This is a genomic window from Klebsiella sp. TF21-TM, assembly GCF_019753495.1.
GTDB classification, from domain to species: Bacteria; Pseudomonadota; Gammaproteobacteria; order Enterobacterales; family Enterobacteriaceae; genus Klebsiella; species Klebsiella quasipneumoniae.
The window spans coordinates 205,543-220,592 of sequence record NZ_JAIJYL010000006.1 but is presented as its reverse complement, the minus strand read 5'-3'; the positions used below and the strand labels follow the sequence as shown (position 1 = coordinate 220,592).

At 59.0% G+C, this 15,050-nt stretch carries 15 protein-coding genes; 6 read left to right on the top strand and 9 right to left on the bottom strand.

The window, feature by feature from the left end; genetic code table 11:
* On the bottom strand, positions 1–194 hold a 194-nt coding region (locus K5R89_RS08665; protein WP_142293027.1), incomplete at its 3' end, for a type VI secretion system contractile sheath small subunit.
* A 599-nt stretch (positions 195–793) separates the two neighbouring features.
* Here K5R89_RS08665 and K5R89_RS08660 point away from each other — a divergent pair.
* On the top strand, positions 794–1,360 hold the full coding sequence (locus K5R89_RS08660) for a DJ-1/PfpI family protein (protein ID WP_023289387.1): 567 nt from the start codon (positions 794–796) through the stop codon (positions 1,358–1,360).
* Positions 1,361–1,503: 143 nt separating this feature from the next.
* On the opposite strand, the gene K5R89_RS08655 is transcribed toward K5R89_RS08660, so the two are convergent.
* Entirely contained in the window at positions 1,504–2,265 is a 762-nt protein-coding gene (locus K5R89_RS08655) for an SDR family NAD(P)-dependent oxidoreductase (protein ID WP_087827320.1), read from the bottom strand.
* Positions 2,266–2,373: 108 nt separating this feature from the next.
* On the opposite strand from K5R89_RS08655, the gene K5R89_RS08650 reads away from it, so the two are divergent.
* Positions 2,374–3,288, top strand: coding sequence for a LysR family transcriptional regulator (locus tag K5R89_RS08650; protein WP_087827319.1), 915 nt, complete (start codon positions 2,374–2,376; stop codon positions 3,286–3,288).
* A 302-nt stretch (positions 3,289–3,590) separates the two neighbouring features.
* Positions 3,591–3,779, top strand: a complete 189-nt coding sequence (locus tag K5R89_RS08645; protein ID WP_087827318.1) for a cold-shock protein — start codon at positions 3,591–3,593, stop codon at positions 3,777–3,779.
* A gap of 45 nt (positions 3,780–3,824) precedes the next feature.
* Here K5R89_RS08645 and K5R89_RS08640 read toward each other — a convergent pair whose 3' ends face one another.
* From K5R89_RS08640 to K5R89_RS08625, 4 genes are read right to left on the bottom strand one after another with little or no spacing between them, the layout of a single operon-like run.
* On the bottom strand, positions 3,825–4,292 hold the full coding sequence (locus K5R89_RS08640) for an ATP-binding protein (protein WP_087827317.1): 468 nt from the start codon (positions 4,290–4,292) through the stop codon (positions 3,825–3,827).
* Between the two features lie 19 nt (positions 4,293–4,311).
* A complete protein-coding gene (locus K5R89_RS08635) occupies positions 4,312–4,650 on the bottom strand; it encodes an STAS domain-containing protein (RefSeq protein WP_087827316.1) in 339 nt (112 codons plus the stop codon).
* Positions 4,640–5,854: a PP2C family protein-serine/threonine phosphatase gene (locus K5R89_RS08630; protein ID WP_087827315.1), complete on the bottom strand. Its 1,215-nt coding sequence runs from the start codon at positions 5,852–5,854 to the stop codon at positions 4,640–4,642. Before K5R89_RS08630 ends, K5R89_RS08635 begins: the two co-directional genes overlap by 11 nt.
* Positions 5,855–5,862: 8 nt before the next feature.
* Positions 5,863–6,150, bottom strand: a complete 288-nt coding sequence (locus K5R89_RS08625) for a hypothetical protein (protein WP_032452579.1) — start codon at positions 6,148–6,150, stop codon at positions 5,863–5,865.
* Positions 6,151–6,227: 77 nt separating this feature from the next.
* Between K5R89_RS08625 and K5R89_RS08620 the strand changes: the two genes are divergently transcribed.
* The 3 genes from K5R89_RS08620 to K5R89_RS08610 are packed head-to-tail and all read left to right on the top strand — an operon-like array spanning position 6,228 to position 11,543.
* The gene (locus tag K5R89_RS08620) at positions 6,228–6,662 is read left to right on the top strand and encodes a globin (protein WP_087827314.1); all 435 of its coding nucleotides are present in this window, start codon (positions 6,228–6,230) and stop codon (positions 6,660–6,662) included.
* Between the two features lie 2 nt (positions 6,663–6,664).
* Positions 6,665–9,355 (top strand): response regulator, encoded by a 2,691-nt coding sequence (locus K5R89_RS08615; RefSeq protein ID WP_087827313.1) that lies wholly within the window; start codon positions 6,665–6,667, stop codon positions 9,353–9,355.
* Complete coding sequence (locus K5R89_RS08610) at positions 9,345–11,543, top strand: glycoside hydrolase family 2 TIM barrel-domain containing protein (protein ID WP_087827312.1); 2,199 nt, start codon at positions 9,345–9,347, stop codon at positions 11,541–11,543. Before K5R89_RS08615 ends, K5R89_RS08610 begins: the two co-directional genes overlap by 11 nt.
* A gap of 24 nt (positions 11,544–11,567) precedes the next feature.
* Here K5R89_RS08610 and K5R89_RS08605 read toward each other — a convergent pair whose 3' ends face one another.
* From K5R89_RS08605 to K5R89_RS08595, 3 genes are all read right to left on the bottom strand, one after another.
* Positions 11,568–12,437 carry an aldo/keto reductase gene (locus K5R89_RS08605; RefSeq protein WP_023289371.1) on the bottom strand — a complete coding sequence of 290 codons (870 nt, stop codon included), beginning with the start codon at positions 12,435–12,437 and terminating at the stop codon, positions 11,568–11,570.
* 77 nt (positions 12,438–12,514) lie between these two features.
* Entirely contained in the window at positions 12,515–13,717 is a 1,203-nt protein-coding gene (locus tag K5R89_RS08600; protein WP_087827311.1) for an MFS transporter, read from the bottom strand.
* 72 nt (positions 13,718–13,789) lie between these two features.
* A complete protein-coding gene (locus K5R89_RS08595) occupies positions 13,790–14,926 on the bottom strand; it encodes an alpha/beta hydrolase (protein ID WP_087827310.1) in 1,137 nt (378 codons plus the stop codon).
* Between the last annotated feature and the right edge of the window lie 124 nt (positions 14,927–15,050).

The following is a 15,050-nucleotide window of genomic DNA, read 5'->3' as shown; positions in this document are numbered from 1 at the left end:
CTGTTAAAGTTATTTTTATTGACGTTAATTTTTTCTCTTTCCGATAATGGCCGGTTTTCTTTACCGTGACTAAAATCGCCAATGGTAAGTAGCTTTAATGGCAGCTCAACTTTTTTTTGCACGCCGCCGGTGTGGAGAGATAATTTAAGATTAATGCGAGCCTTAGGCACTTCATTCTGGAACGTATCAGCCATAGCAGTTCCTTTCCTCAGGGAATAATTATTGAAGAGTTGACGGTAAAAGCCTGAGGATAATAAAACAGAAATAGATTATCGATCAACTTAACAAGAAGATTTATTGAATATACTCACAAGGTGAATGATTTCATTTTCCCTTAGCGCCAAAATAAATATTTAATAAATAAATACAAAACCTAAAACAATAATAAGAATAAATTACATCCCAAAGAAAATATAAGAATAAACATAGCGATAACAGCACCTGGAATTAAATCATCCCCTCGCAACGCAATTTATCGTCACCCGCACGGCAAAACATTCAAGAGCAACCTTTTTCTCAGCAACTGGTTTGCGCTAACCGGCCAGCGAACGTGGCGAGGAATGACTGCGGACCCAGCGATATGTTCCTCTGCAGACAGTCGTCAGTGGCTGAAGAGCCTATTTTTCTGGGCGACTGACCACAGCGCGATGGCGAAAAAAGTTGTCGTTACCAAAAAAATATGAACCCGGTTACAAGATGCGCACGCCACCGTCTTCGGCATCCTGAGGAGGTCGCATTCTGCGGATCGCCAGGCTATATCTATGACACCTTTCTCCCACAACGAGTAAAAATAATGAGCAAGAAGATCCTGATGCTGGTCGGCGATTACGCCGAAGATTACGAAACGATGGTCCCTTTTCAGGCACTGCAGATGATTGGCCACCAGGTCGATGCCGTCTGCCCGGATAAAGCCGCCGGCGACTATGTGATGACGGCGATCCATGATTTTGACGGAGCCCAGACCTACAGCGAAAAGCCGGGGCACCGCTTCACTCTGAACGCCGATTTTGCCGCGGTGAAGGCCGAGGATTACGACGCGCTACTGATCCCCGGCGGACGCGCGCCAGAGTATCTGCGTCTGAACGAACAGGTCATTAAACTGGTCCAGGCGTTCGACGCCGCACGTAAACCTATCGCCGCCGTCTGCCACGGGCCACAGCTGCTGGCCGCCGCCGGGATTCTGCAGGGGCGGACCTGCAGCGCCTATCCGGCCTGCGCCCCGGAGGTGCGCCTGAGCGGCGGGCATTATGCCGATATCGGTATCGATCAGGCGCATGTTGACGGCAATCTGGTCACCGCCCCCGCCTGGCCGGCACACCCGCAGTGGCTGGCGAAATTCGCCGCCCTGCTGGCGGAGTAACGCATTTTCTCTGACTAAGTGAACGGACTATCGCCGCGCTGGCGCTCTCTTTGTTACCGGCCCGGCGGTTTTCGAACGGCCGTTTCCGCTGCCGCCAAACCTGATTCAGCTCAGCGAAACGCTGGCCGGATTGTCTCCTCGCCTCAGATGCGCATTCCCCCGGAAACTTCAATGCGCTGGGCATTAACCCAGCGATGATCATCGGATAACAGCGAGGCGATCATCGGCCCGATATCCTCTGGCACCCCCGGTCGGCCAAGCGCCGTCATGTTCGCCACCGCCTGAGCGACCTGCGGGTTATCCCGCACCACCCCGCCGCTGAAATCCGTGGCGATGGCGCCCGGCGCCACGCAGTTCACCGTGATCCCGCGGCCGCCCAGCTCAAACGCCATATAACGGGTCAGGGTTTCCACCGCAGACTTCATGACTGCATAGGGCGCCCGATTCGCCATCACGATACGGGTCAGTCCGGACGAGATATTCACAATTCGCCCGCCATCGGCCAGCAGCGGCAATAATTTTTGGCTGAGGAAAAAAACACCCTTCACATGGATGCGATAAAGCGCATCGAGCTCCGCTTCGGTAGCGTTCAGAAACCCCATGCCGCTGGCATTGCCGGCATTATTGACCAGGTAATGAAACCGATCGGCCCCCAGCTCCGCCAGGGCCGCCTGAAAGGTGCTGACAAACCCGTCAAAGGTGTCGGTTTCGCCGGCGCTGAAGGGCAGCGCGATCGCCCGCGAGCCCTGGGCTTCAACCCACGCGACCACATCGTTCGCCTCGGCGAAATGCGCGTTGTAGGTCAATACCACGTTCACGCCGCGCTGAGTCAGCGCTTCAACGGTCGCGCGGCCCAGGCCACGGCTGCCGCCTGTCACCAGGGCGATTTTTGCGCTATTGTTCATGTTTCCCCCTTTTATCTCTGCTGAAAACATGAGCGATTATAGGCCTCTGAATGCCGACGATAAGACCGCATGGTACGACAGGATTGTTTTGCCTGCTGGAACAATGTCATGGATAAACTGGATACCCTGACCCTGTTCGTGCGTATCGTCGAACGGGGTTCGTTCAGCGCTGCCGCCGCGGATCTGGGTTTTTCCCGGCCGGTGGCGACCGCAGCCATTAAGGCGCTGGAGGCCAGCCTTGGGGCGCGCCTGCTGCAGCGCACCACCCGGCACGTGCAGCCGACGGCGGAGGGGTCGCTGTATTATCAGCGCTGCGTCTCCATCCTGGCGGCCCTGGAGGAGGCCAACCGCAGCGCCGGAGGGAGCATCTCCGGCACCCTCCGGGTGGACGTGGCGGGCAATCTGGCGCGAACCCTGCTGCTGCCCGCGCTACCGCAGTTTCTCGCCCGCTATCCGACCATTACCTTGCAGATTGGCGAAAGCGAGCGCGACGTCGATCTGGTCCGCGAAGGGGTAGATTGCGTCATTCGCGGCGGCCATCTTCCCGATAGCGAGATGATTTGCCGGCCGCTCGCTATGCTGCAGGAGATCACCTGCGCCAGCCCGGCCTATCTCGCCCGGTACGGTACCCCGCATACGATTGACGGGCTGGCGGGACACGTGACGATCGGTTTTGTTTCATCGCGCACGCACCGTACCTTGCCGCTCTGTTTTACCCTGGATGGCCGCCAGACCGAGGTCAGTTTGCCCTGTCGGCTGCTGACTTCCGCTGCCGACGTCGGCGCCGAAGCGGCCAGGCTGGGCTTTGGCCTGTATCAGGCACCCTTGTCCCGCCTTGAGGCCGATCTGGCATCCGGTGGGTTAACGGAGGTGCTGGCTGATTTTCGCCCTGCGCCGCTGCCGCTCTCCCTGCTCTATCCCAGCAGCCGGCAGCTCTCTGCCCGGGTACAGGTATTTATCGACTGGGTGACGGCGCTGATGAAGGCGCCCCTGGCGCAGCAGGCATCCGGAAGGCTAAAATAACGTTTGCTATTATTTGCGGCTCGTGCGTTAATCATTAAGTCGATTTACCAGACGAAAAATTATTATCGAAGCACGTGTTCTCATCTCCAGGCGTTATCCCTGATACCACCTTCCTTTGAGCAGTCCCGTTAGTATTTTGCTTTTTCTGTAAACAGGCCCTGTCAGATCCCTGTTGGCTCGTTAAAAAAGCCCTCCGTCTGACCCAATACCCGGCTTACCACTAACAAAAATCAGCCGCGTTAATTTCCCTGAAAACGACCATTGTCTTTTCAACAGAACATTACCCATACAAGGTTTACATTATGATTGAACATATCCATTTTAGATGCCCATGCTGCCATGGCTCCCAGTACAGAACGTCCCAGTTTGACGTGACGGAAAAAAATCCCTTTGGTGCGAAATGCATTTTCTGCAAATCGGCCATGATGACCTTAGATACTATTCGCACTTATCACCTGGGCGCGCTGTCCACCGCTCAGGCACAGCCATAAGACGATGAAGCTGGTGAACGCGGGCGGGAAAATCCCCCCGGTGATTCACCTGGGGGCAACCTCTGGTCCTTCACCTGACGCACCGTCGGTGGAATGGCGAAGGCCGGCATCCGGCAACGCTTTTATCAGGGTCGTCACATTCTCCCCGGCGCGGCTTTCCACATTAAAATAGTCCACCGCGCGCAGAATGAGCCGCAAACCTCGGCCGCTTTCCGCTAACGGATCGACATCGAAGCGCTCATCGCTACGCGCCAGCGTCAGGCGCTCGGCCGGAAAGCCCTCTCCTGCATCAATAAAGCGCAGCGTCACCCGGTCCTCCGCCGCGATAAATTCGACACGAAAAACGCGTTGCCGATCCTCATGCAGCGCATAGCGAATGATATTGGCGGCCGTCTCACAGGCGGCAAGATCGAGCGCGAAGCGCCACTCCTCCCCGACGGGCAGCGGCGCCAATTGTTGAGTCAGCCACGCCGCCAGCGGTGAAAGCGAGCTGAGTTGGGCAGGAAACAGCATGACGTTATTCACGGGCGCATCACGGATTGAACTTCGCAAGGGCTGAAGAGCGATCCTCGCAAATACGAAAAATACGATCCATCCTGGTCAGGGTAAACATATTGCGGATGCCGGGGTTCAGCGCGCACAGTGTCATTTCTCCTTTACCATTCATCATTTTCATCAGCGAAACCAGCGTTCCCAAACCGCTGCTGTCGATAAAATCGATTTTACTGAAATCAACAATCAGATCGGTGCGATCTTCGCCTATCTCCTGGGCGATTGCCGCTTTAAAGGCTACCGCGACGGACGCATCCAGCCGACGCACCGCCGGCGTCAGGATCGTCACCGAGGCCTGCCGTTCGGTTTCAATTTTCATCACTGTCCCCTGTACGTTCAATAATCAAGAGTGAAACATCATCGGCCATCGCCTGAGTCTCCTGCCCGTCGCCACTGCGCCAGCGGATCAGGTGCCGGGCAAACCCCGGCAGCAGCGCGGGCAGCGGCTGCGTCACGCTGTCCTGCAGCCACGCTTGTAAACGCGCCTCGCCAAACTGTTCACCGCTCCGGTTTTCACATTCGGTGATGCCGTCGCTGAACAGGCACAGCCGCTCTCCTGGCGCCAGTGAGAAACTGACATCTGCCCACGAGAGATGGTCTATCAACCCCACCGGCGCCCCGCCGATGCCGACCGGACGGACGGCTGCGTCCGGGCTCACGATAAAAGGCGTGGGATGCCCGGCCTGACAGAGTTTGCCCGCGCCGGTCTTCAGGTCGATGACGCCATAGATCAGGGTGAAATAGCTGACAATCTCTGTTTCGTCACTGCAAAAACGACCATTAAGGATCGCCACCACTTCAGCAGGCGACGCCGGCTGGTTGTCTGCCGTAAAAAGAAAGCGCTCAACGGCCCTGCCATGCAGAAACTGGCGGGCGACGGCGAGCGACATCATCGCCGCCCCCACGCCGTGTCCGGAGACATCCACGCAGTAAAATCCGAGCCGATCGCCCAACGGGAAGACGTTAAAAATATCCCCCGACACCCAGGCCGAGGGCAGGAAAATCCAGTCGGAGAAAAATCCCTGATGACGCAGCTGATGAGCCGGGAGAACCGACTGCTGAATGCGCGCCGCCAGCTCCAGATCCTGTTCAATCTGTCGCAGCGCTTCGCTCAGCCGCGCATTGCGCGCGGCGAGGTCAGCCTCAAGGGAGAGGATCCGCGACCCGGCGTGCAGCCGCGCCCGCAGTTCGCTCTGCTCTACCGGTTTGCTGAGAAAATCATCGGCCCCGGCCTCAAACCCCTGCGTTAAATCGCCAGGGTCTTCGCGGGCGGTAAGCAATATCAGATAAACGTAGTGACCAAACTGGCGACGGCGAACTTCCCGGCACAGCGTCAGGCCATTCATCTCCGGCATCTCCCAGTCGCTTATCACCAGGCTGACGGGCTGGTTTTCGAGGATCGCCAGCGCAGCGACGCCGTTTTCCGCCTCACTGACGATATAGCCCCACTGCGTCAACATCCGGCTTAGCAGCCGACGATAAACCAGCGAATCTTCAACAATCAGGACGTGCTGTGCCGACATCGCGCCTCCTAAATCGGCAAGAACCAGATAAGGCTGATCGTGCCTTCACGAAACTTGCCGCTGTACGCTATCAGTTTAGTCAGTAGCGGGTTGGCTTGCTCATCAGCAATGGGGTTGTCAACCAGGCTATACTCCAACCTGACGGCAACGCCAATCGACTTTAGCGACAAACCTGTGATAAATGGCTGGTCAACAAAAGTATCGTGTGGCTGATGCTGGATAAAGATGGGTGAGCGGCGGCCCGCTTTACCGCAGAATAGCAACGAGGAAATCCTGTAAGGGGAAAACTCATGCATGGCCAGCGCGTGTCGCCTGTGGATCCTAACCCGCCCCGCCGCTGCCTGCCGGGCGAACGGGTCATGAGGAGCGCACCATGAAGTTTTATCGCGATCTCTTTGAAGCCAGCCTGAATCGCGTCCTACCGGAGCACGACAAACAGCGCTTCTTCGAAGCCTTCTACACTACTTTTATCCATATGTCTGCGGAAACCGAGCAGCACTTCTCACAACGCTCTGGCGAAGAAGGCCAGCAGATGATCTTTAAAAGCTTTTTCGCCATGCTGGCGGTCAACGGCGACCTCTTTGTACCCGATTTCCTGGAACGGCTGGCGCGGGCGCAGAGCGAGGAAGGCCTGCGTCTGCCGCCGCGTTTTTTTGCCCTCTGGCGGGAAGCGATGCTCAAAACCGTCCGCGCCAGCGATCCGCTGTGCGATGAGGAGATCCTCACCGCATGGGCAATGGCCATCGCCCCTGGGCTTGAGTATCTGCGCCGCCAGGCAGAGCTCCACTATCAAACCGCTGGCCAGTAATCATGCATGCCGCTAACCGTACCGACCTCAACCTCCTGCCCTCGGCGGTGATGATCTACGATGAGCGCGAACGACTGCAGGCCTGGAATGATAAGGTGGCGTTGTTTTATCCAACGATCGCGCCCTGGCTCGCCGTCGGCGCCTCTCTTGAGAGCCTGGCGGAGAAGTTTATCGATGCCGGATATAACATCGACCCAGGCCGGCAACAGACGCTGCGCGAGGCGATAATCCGCAACTGCCGCCAGACGAACCACTGCGAGGTCCGTCAGTCGGGCAACCGCCGGATTTACGTTCAGCATCAGCGGCTGGCGGATGGCGGGATTGTCAGCCTGCATACCGACATCACCGAGCTTGACGAGGCCCGACGCTCGCGTCACCAGCTTCACGACGACTTTTTATTCACCGCGGAGTCGATCCAGATCGGCATCTGGGACTGGCAGGTCTCCGGCGACAGCCTGCAGGTCAATGACACTCTGCTGGCGATGGTCGGCCAGTCACGGGCGCAGTGGCGCTTTCCACTGCGTTTTATGCTCAATCTGGTCCACGAGGACGATCGCGCCACCCTGCAGCAGGCGATGATCGCCTCGCAAAACGAGCATATGCCGGTTTTTGAATGTGAACTTCGCGTCCAGCACCCCACGCAGGGCTGGCGCTGGATGCTGCTCTCGGGGCAGATCGTCACCCTCAATATGCAGCAGCAGGCAGAGCGGGTGATCGGCACCTTGCAGGATATTACCCGGCGCAAAGCCGCAGAGCTGCTGGCCATTGAGGCGGCGAAGGAAGCCCGCGAGGCGAACGAAGCGAAAAGCGCCTTCCTCGCCAATATGAGCCACGAAATCCGCACCCCGATGAACGGCATTCTCGGCATGACGCAGCTCTGCCTCGACACGCCGCTGACCGCGGAGCAGCGGGAGTACCTTTCGCTGGTGATGAGCTCAGCCCAGTCGCTGCTGCACATTATTAACGACATTCTTGATTTCTCACGCATTGAGTCGGGCAAGATGCAGGTGGACGAAGAGCCGCTGGAGATCCGCCCCTTTGTTCAGTCGCTGATCCGCCCGCATATGCCTGCCGCCAGCGAAAAGGGCATTGAGCTGCTGGTGGATATCTCCCCAGCGGTGCCCGAGGTGCTGATCGTCGATGGCCCCCGGCTGCGGCAAATCCTGACCAACCTGTTGGGTAATGCGCTGAAGTTCACGCATCAGGGGGAGGTTCTGCTGGCGATAGCGCCGGCCGGCGACGAAAACCGCTGGCGCTTTCGCATTCGCGATACCGGCATCGGCATCGCCGCGGAGAAGCAAAAGGCGATCTTCGAAGCTTTCAGCCAGGCCGATAGCTCCACCACCCGCCGCTACGGCGGCACCGGTCTGGGGTTAACCATTTCGGCCCGCCTGGTCAGCCTGATGGGCGGCGAGCTGACGGTGGAGAGCCAGCCCGGGGCGGGCAGCGAATTTGCCTTCACCCTGCCGCTGGCAGCGCTGCACGCCGCCGCCGACAGCGCCCCGCTGGGCCACTTTAACCACCAGCGGGTGCTGGTGGTTGACGACAACAGCACCAACCTGCGCCTGCTCGACGCCATGCTTCGCCAGATGGGGCTGATGCCAAGCTGCGTGGACAACGCCGGCGAGGCGCTACGCCGGGCCGCCGAAGGGCCGCCCTGGCCGCTGATCCTGCTGGACGCGCAGATGCCGGATATGGACGGCGTATCCCTGGCGCTGGAGCTTTCCGCCCTGCCCGAGGCCCGGCAAAGCCAGATTATTATGCTCAGCTCCATGAGCCGCCATTTTGACGCCAATATGCTCAAGCGCATCGGCATTGCCCATTATCTGCATAAACCGGTGGCGCAGCGCGAACTGCATCAGGTTATCGCCGGCATTCTGGTTCCCACGCCGGTGGCGGCGACAGCGCCAGCCCCCGTTGCGGAACCGGTCAGAGAGCAGGCCGGGCTGCATATCCTGCTGGCCGAGGACAATCTGGTTAATCAGAAGGTCGCCAGACGGCTGCTGGAACAGCTTGGTCACCGCTGCGAGGTGGTGAACAACGGCCGGGAGGCGCTGGCGCGCTGGCGCGCCGACCGCTGGGATCTCCTGCTGATCGATCTGCAAATGCCGGAGATGGACGGTGAAACCGCCATCCGCCTGCTGCGTGAAGAGACGCAGGCGCTCGGCCGGGAGCACCAGCCCGCGATGGCTATGACCGCCCACGCGATGCAGGGCGATAGAGAGCGCTGTCTGGCGATGGGCTTTGACGGCTATATCGCCAAACCGGTGAGCCAGGAGGCGCTACGGGAGGCCATCGCCCGCGTCGGCGCGGCGGAAGATAGCGGTCCGGAGGAAGAGCAAGGCCTGCCGGACGAGGCCCGCCTGCTGAAACAGTGCGCCGGCGATCCTGAGCTGGTCGAGGAGCTGCTGGGGCTCTTCGCTGCTGGGCTTGACGCTGCCGCCGCCGCCCTTACCCACGCCATTAACGCTAATGACCGGGAGACGTGGCGTCGCGCCGCCCACAAACTGCGCGGCGAGGCGGCCACCCTTGGCTTTCAGCGCCTTTCCGGGGTGCTCCAGCAACTGGAGACCCAGGCAGCCTCGCCCGACCAGAGCGTGCCGGGCGACCTGCAAGACACGCTGGCCGAGGCGATTGCGGGCTGCCACCTGTGGCTGCGGCGCAGAATGCAGGAGGCTCCCCGTGATCGCTAGACGTCTTCTGCTGCTGGTGGTTTGCCTGCCGCTGGCGCACGCCGGCTCAGCGCCGGTGACCTGGTCACTGGCCGGACAATGGCGGGTGCATGACGCCAACGACAGCGCCTTCGACGGCGCGCAGGCTTCGGATGGCGACTGGCGCACGCTGCGGGTACCGGCAAACTGGTACAGCGCCGGATACGATCATCAGGGCGCCCTGTGGTATCGCCATCAGTTTACCCTGCATGGCCTGACGCCGGACGCCATGGCCACCCTGGTGTTTGACGGCGTCGATTACTTTGCCGAGGTGGCGCTCAACGGCAAGACGCTGGCCCGGCACGAAGGGTATTTTCAGCGCTTCCCGGTGGACATCACCGGGGTCGTTCGCCGCCATAATCAGCTCGCCGTGCGGGTCGACAGCCCCTATGAAGACCCGCAAACGATCTGGCCGCTGCACAAAACGCTGATGAAAGGGATCCTGAACCAGCACGATACCCGCCCGGGCGGCGCCTGGTCGGTTCAGGGGCAGGATGCCAATTCCGGGGGGATCTGGGCGCCGGTGAAGCTCCATCTGAGCCGCGGCGTCACCCTCGACGAGGTGATCCTGCGTCCGGACTGGCGACAGGGGCTGGAGCAGCCCATTCTGCGTGCCGAAATCCGCTATCGCGCCGTGACCCCCGGCCCCGTCACGCTGCGCCTGACGGCCACCCCGGACAATTTTTCCGGCCCGCGTTTTCAACAGGCCTTCGCGGTCACCCTGGAGAACACCGCAGGCGTCCTGCGCGTCTCGCTGCCCATGCCCTCAGCAAAGCTCTGGTGGCCCGTGGGTGCTGGCAAACCTAACCTCTACCGGGTGCGCGCCACCCTCGCGGATAACCGGGGGATCATGGATACCGCCGTCACCCGCACCGGATTACGTAAGGTGGAAGCGCTGGCGGACAATCAGGGCTGGCGCATCAATGACAAACGGCTGTTCATCAAGGGCAGCAACTATATTGGCTCGCCGTGGCTGAGCACCATGACGCGGAAAAAATATCGCCGGGATTTCAGGCTAGTCACGGCCATGAACGCCAACGCCATCCGCGTTCATGGCCACGTGGCGGGCCGTGCGCTGTATGAGGTGGCCGATGAGATGGGGCTGATGATCTGGCAGGATGTTCCGCTGCAGTGGGGTTATGATGACAGCGTCGCCTTTGCCGATAACGCGGTGCGCCAGACCCGGGCGATGATGGACCAGTTCGGCAATTCGCCGGCGATTATTGTCTGGGGCGGTCACAACGAGCCGCCGTGGAACTCGCCGTGGATGGAGAAACGCTTCCCCGACTGGCGTAAAACCTTAAACCAGACCCTGACGCAGCGGGTGGGCGATGCGCTGGCGGAAGATACCTCCCGCATCGTGCATCGCTTTTCCGCTGTTGAAGAGCACTACTGGGCGGGCTGGTATTTCGGCACCCTGCGCGACCTGCTCTCCCCGGCGAAAACCGGGATTATTTCCGAGTTTGGCGCCCAGGCGCTGCCCCGCCTCTCCACCCTGAAGACCATTATCCCGGCCCGTCTGCTGTGGCCGAAAACCACCGCCGCCGACGACCCCGGCTGGGTGCGATGGAAGTACCATAATTTTCAGCCTTTCCAGACCTTTAAATTTGCCGGTATTCCACGAGGCAACACTATTCAGGAGATGATTGAAAACACCCAGGCGTATCAGGCCAGGCTGGTGGCGCTGGCAGCGGAGAGCTATCGCCGCCAACGTTATCAGCCGGTGACCGCCCTGTTCCACTTTATGTTTGTCGAGACATGGCCCTCCATCAACTGGGGGGTGGTGGATTATCTGCGCCAGCCGAAGGCGGGTTACTATGCCCTGCAGCGCGCCTATCAGCCGATCCTGCCATCCATCGAGCCGGTGACCGCCAGCTGGCGTCAGGGCAGCCCGGCGACGGTGCGCCTGTGGGCGATTAACGATACCTGGACGGCCTGCGAGGATTGTCGCCTGACCTGGCAGGTCAGGCAAAATGGCCAGATGCTCGCTCAGGGGGAAACCACGCTGACCCTGCAACCGGACGCCGGCCAGATGATCAGGGAGCTGACCGTCACCCCTGCCGGCCCGCAGCCCGTGACGGTCGACTACCGCATCGACAACCGTCGCGGCACACGCGTGGGCGCTAACCAGCATACCGAACCCGTCGCCGCGGCGCAGGCAGCTAAATGAAGCAGGCTTCACGCTGAGCCACGATCAGTCGTGGATTTTCACCCCCAGACAGCCGCGAACGAATTCAGGGTTAAAGTGTTTCACTGCTTCGCCAACGTAACCTAAATCCAGATCGCTAATTTGCGCCATTTCGCGCGCAGTGAGCGAGAAATCCCAGATGGCAAAGTTCTCTTCAATACGCTCCTGGCGGGTGGATTTAGGAATGACCGTGACGCCTCGCTGCACGTTCCAGCGCAGGACCACCTGAGCAACGGTTTTTTGGTGGGCATCGGCAATCTCCTGCAGCATGGCCTCTTCATACGGATTATGTCTGCCACCGCCTAACGGCGCCCAGGCTTCCGGCTGAACATGATAGTGCTTCATGGTTTCCAGCGCCGCGGGCTGGGCGAAATAAGGATGCAGTTCGACCTGATTCACCATCGGCCTGATTCTGACGGTTTCGCAGAAGTTAGCTAACACATGGGCGTAGAAATTGGATACGCCGATCGCTTTGAGGGTACCGGCTTCATAAGCCTCCTCCAGCGCGCGCCAGGCGCTGAAATAATCGCCCATCGCCTGATGCAACAGATAAAGATCGAAGTATTCCAGCCCGGATTTTTTTAAGGACGCGGCAATCCCGGCTTTCGCCATTCCGGCGTTGGCCATGTCCTGAACCCACAGTTTGGAGGTAATAAACAGCGCCTCGCGGGTACACAGACCTTCGGCGATGGCTTCGCGAACGGCCTCCCCCACCGCATCTTCGTTATCGTAGACGGCGGCGGTATCGATGAGGCGGTAGCCGGTGCGAATGGCGTTCAGCACCGACCGCTTACACTCTGCTTTATCGGTCACCTTAAAAACGCCAAAACCCAGCATCGGCATTTTACGGTTGTTACTTAATACGCAATATTCCATGGTCATCCCTCATCTTGTTTAACCATCATGGTAGGCCATAAACGTCGCCGTGATTACCCTGTCATTTGTGATTTGACTTATGCATCCAGCTCATTAATCGGCGTGCGCTGAGATGAGCTGATTTTGGCAGAGAGCAGAAAAGTCGCCCCTGCCGCCGCCAGCAGTAACAGACCGCTCAGTGCAAAATTGCTGCGCCATCCCAGGATATCAAACACCAGGCCGCCTGCCGTTGACCCGAGGGCAATCGATAGCTGGATAACGGCGACCATCAGACCACCGCCCGCCTCCGCATCCTCGGGCAGCGTCCGCGCAATCCACGTCCACCAGCCGGTGGGTGCGGCCGTCGCCAGCAGGCCCCACAGGCTTAACAGTACGGCGACTGATCCCGGGTGGTGTCCGGCCAGCAGAAGCGTTCCGGCAATCGCGGCCATGACCAAAGGGATAGCCACCAGCGTCGGATAAAACCGGGCGTTCAGCGCGCTCGAAATAAGCAGCGTGCCGACAAAACCGGCGGTACCCATCGCCAGCAATATCAGGGACAGACCAGAGGAACTGACTCGGGTCACGGTCTCCAGAAACGGTCGCACATAGGTAAATAAGGTAAACTGCCCCATAAAAAACAGCCCGCAGGCCAGCAACCCAAGGAATACCGTCGAGCGGCGGAACAAACCCAGCACGGTTCCCTGCGGCTGTGGTGTGCGCTGGCTTTTCATCGACGGCAGGCTAACGCATTGCCAGACGAAGGCCACCATCGCCAGCGGGATGAGACATAAAAAGGCGCCGCGCCAGCCGACGGTGGCCCCCAGGTAGCTGCCCAGCGGCGCTGCCACAACGGTGGCCAGCGCGTTGCCGCCGTTAAAGATGGCCAATGCGCGGGGGACCTGACGTTGCGGCACCAGGCGAATGGCTGTTGCGACCGACATAGACCAGAAGCCGCCGATGACGATCCCAATGAGCGCCCTGCCCAGCATATAAACTGGATAGCTGGACGCCAGGGCAATCATCATTCCCGAGACCGCCATCAGCGCCGTGAGCGCTAACAGAAAGTATTTACGATCCCGTGCTCCCGCAAGGCGAGAAATGGTCAGGCTGGTCAGCACCGCCAGCGCGCCTGAAATGGCAATGCCCTGACCGGCTAATCCCTCGGTGACGCCTAAATCGCCAGCGATGGGCGTTAACAGGCTGACCGGCATAAATTCTGAGGCAATGAGTACAAATACGCAGAGCGTCATCGCCAGGACGCCGCTCCAGTGTGCCCGGGTGTTACTTAATGCAGTCATTGTTTATCTCCGACAATACAAAGCCGCCCGCAGGCGCGTGGCGGCTTTGGGGATGTCTCCGGCACCGGAGATCTATTTCAGGTTGGTTTTAAAGAACTGCTCAAACTGACTAAAGGGAATTTTGCCTGCGGCGTTGTCATAAAGATCGACATGGTTTGCGCCAGGGACAATCACCAGTTCTTTCTCGTTGCTGCCAATAGCCTTATAGGCAGCTTCGGCAAAATAGCGAGAATGGGCTTTTTCGCCAGTCACGATAAGCGTCGGAATAGTCACTTCGCCGGCATAATTCAGCAGCGGCATATTCATAAACGACAGCGGCATCGTCGCATTCCATGCCCCGGTTGAATTAACCGAACGCGGATGGAAACCACGCGGCATACGGTAATAATCGAAGAACTCTTTCAGGACCGGATTGGGATTGGCGGGCAAGGTTTCCGGCAAAATACGATCGGCAGCGCTGACGTTGCCTTTATCATCAACATAAATGTCATGCCCGCCGGGGGCGAAAGTGCCGTTTACCGCATCCTTCCAGCGCTGCGCGTTCAGGTACTGCAGTACCGCTCGGCGGTCGGCGGTCGTGTAGCGGTCTTTGCCATCGCCGACTCCATGCCCCATCGCGCGGCTCATGTCATACATGACGCTGGTCGCCACCGCTTTGACGCGCGTATCCATCGCCGCGTCGTTTAAGGCCATACCGCCCCATCCGCAAATGCCGAGCAAACCGATACGGTGGCGATCCACCTCTTTTTGCAGGCCCAGAAAGTCCACCGCGGCACTGAAATCCTCGGTATTGATGTCCGGCGAGGCCACATTACGTGGGTAGCCACCGCTTTCACCCGTATAGGATGGGTCAAACGCCAGGGTGACAAACCCATGCTCGGCCAACGTCTGGGCATACAGGCCGCTGGATTGCTCTTTTACCGCGCCGAAAGGACCGCTAACGGCAATGGCGGCCAGTTTGCGGTCGCCGCGATCCTTCGGCAAGTAGAGGTCTCCTGCTAAGATAATCCCGTAGCGGTTGTGGAAGGTCACCTTACGATGATCCACTTTCACGCTCTCAGGAAATGTTTTGTCCCATTTTTCAATCAAAGAGACAGGCGTATTCGGGTTAGTCGTATCAGCATAACTCATCGTTGTGACTCCACTTATTGAGGCGCAAAGCAGCATGGCAGGTATCGCGGCTGTCAGTTTTTTGGTGAAAACCGTCATCAAAGTCCCCTAAATAAACGTGATCAATGCAATTCTCCAGTAGACAACGCTGCTGCGCTTTGTTGTCGTGGGCTTAGTGTAGCCAGCAGTAATAGTGCTGATTAGTGGGTGAAAAATGCTAAGA

Bases quoted from the DNA above. Each gene is read 5' to 3' on its own strand.
- K5R89_RS08605 (WP_023289371.1), bottom strand. From the start codon at position 12,437: ATGGAATATTGCGTATTAAGTAACAACCGTAAAATGCCGATGCTGGGT.
- K5R89_RS08660 (WP_023289387.1), top strand. From the start codon at position 794: ATGAGCAAGAAGATCCTGATGCTGGTCGGCGATTACGCCGAAGATTAC.
- K5R89_RS08615 (WP_087827313.1), top strand. From the start codon at position 6,665: ATGCATGCCGCTAACCGTACCGACCTCAACCTCCTGCCCTCGGCGGTG.
- K5R89_RS08595 (WP_087827310.1), bottom strand. From the start codon at position 14,926: ATGACGGTTTTCACCAAAAAACTGACAGCCGCGATACCTGCCATGCTG.
- K5R89_RS08635 (WP_087827316.1), bottom strand. From the start codon at position 4,650: ATGAAAATTGAAACCGAACGGCAGGCCTCGGTGACGATCCTGACGCCG.
- K5R89_RS08620 (WP_087827314.1), top strand. From the start codon at position 6,228: ATGAAGTTTTATCGCGATCTCTTTGAAGCCAGCCTGAATCGCGTCCTA.
- K5R89_RS08625 (WP_032452579.1), bottom strand. From the start codon at position 6,150: ATGCATGAGTTTTCCCCTTACAGGATTTCCTCGTTGCTATTCTGCGGT.
- K5R89_RS08650 (WP_087827319.1), top strand. From the start codon at position 2,374: ATGGATAAACTGGATACCCTGACCCTGTTCGTGCGTATCGTCGAACGG.
- K5R89_RS08600 (WP_087827311.1), bottom strand. From the start codon at position 13,717: ATGACTGCATTAAGTAACACCCGGGCACACTGGAGCGGCGTCCTGGCG.
- K5R89_RS08655 (WP_087827320.1), bottom strand. From the start codon at position 2,265: ATGAACAATAGCGCAAAAATCGCCCTGGTGACAGGCGGCAGCCGTGGC.
- K5R89_RS08630 (WP_087827315.1), bottom strand. From the start codon at position 5,854: ATGTCGGCACAGCACGTCCTGATTGTTGAAGATTCGCTGGTTTATCGT.
- K5R89_RS08645 (WP_087827318.1), top strand. From the start codon at position 3,591: ATGATTGAACATATCCATTTTAGATGCCCATGCTGCCATGGCTCCCAG.
- K5R89_RS08640 (WP_087827317.1), bottom strand. From the start codon at position 4,292: ATGCTGTTTCCTGCCCAACTCAGCTCGCTTTCACCGCTGGCGGCGTGG.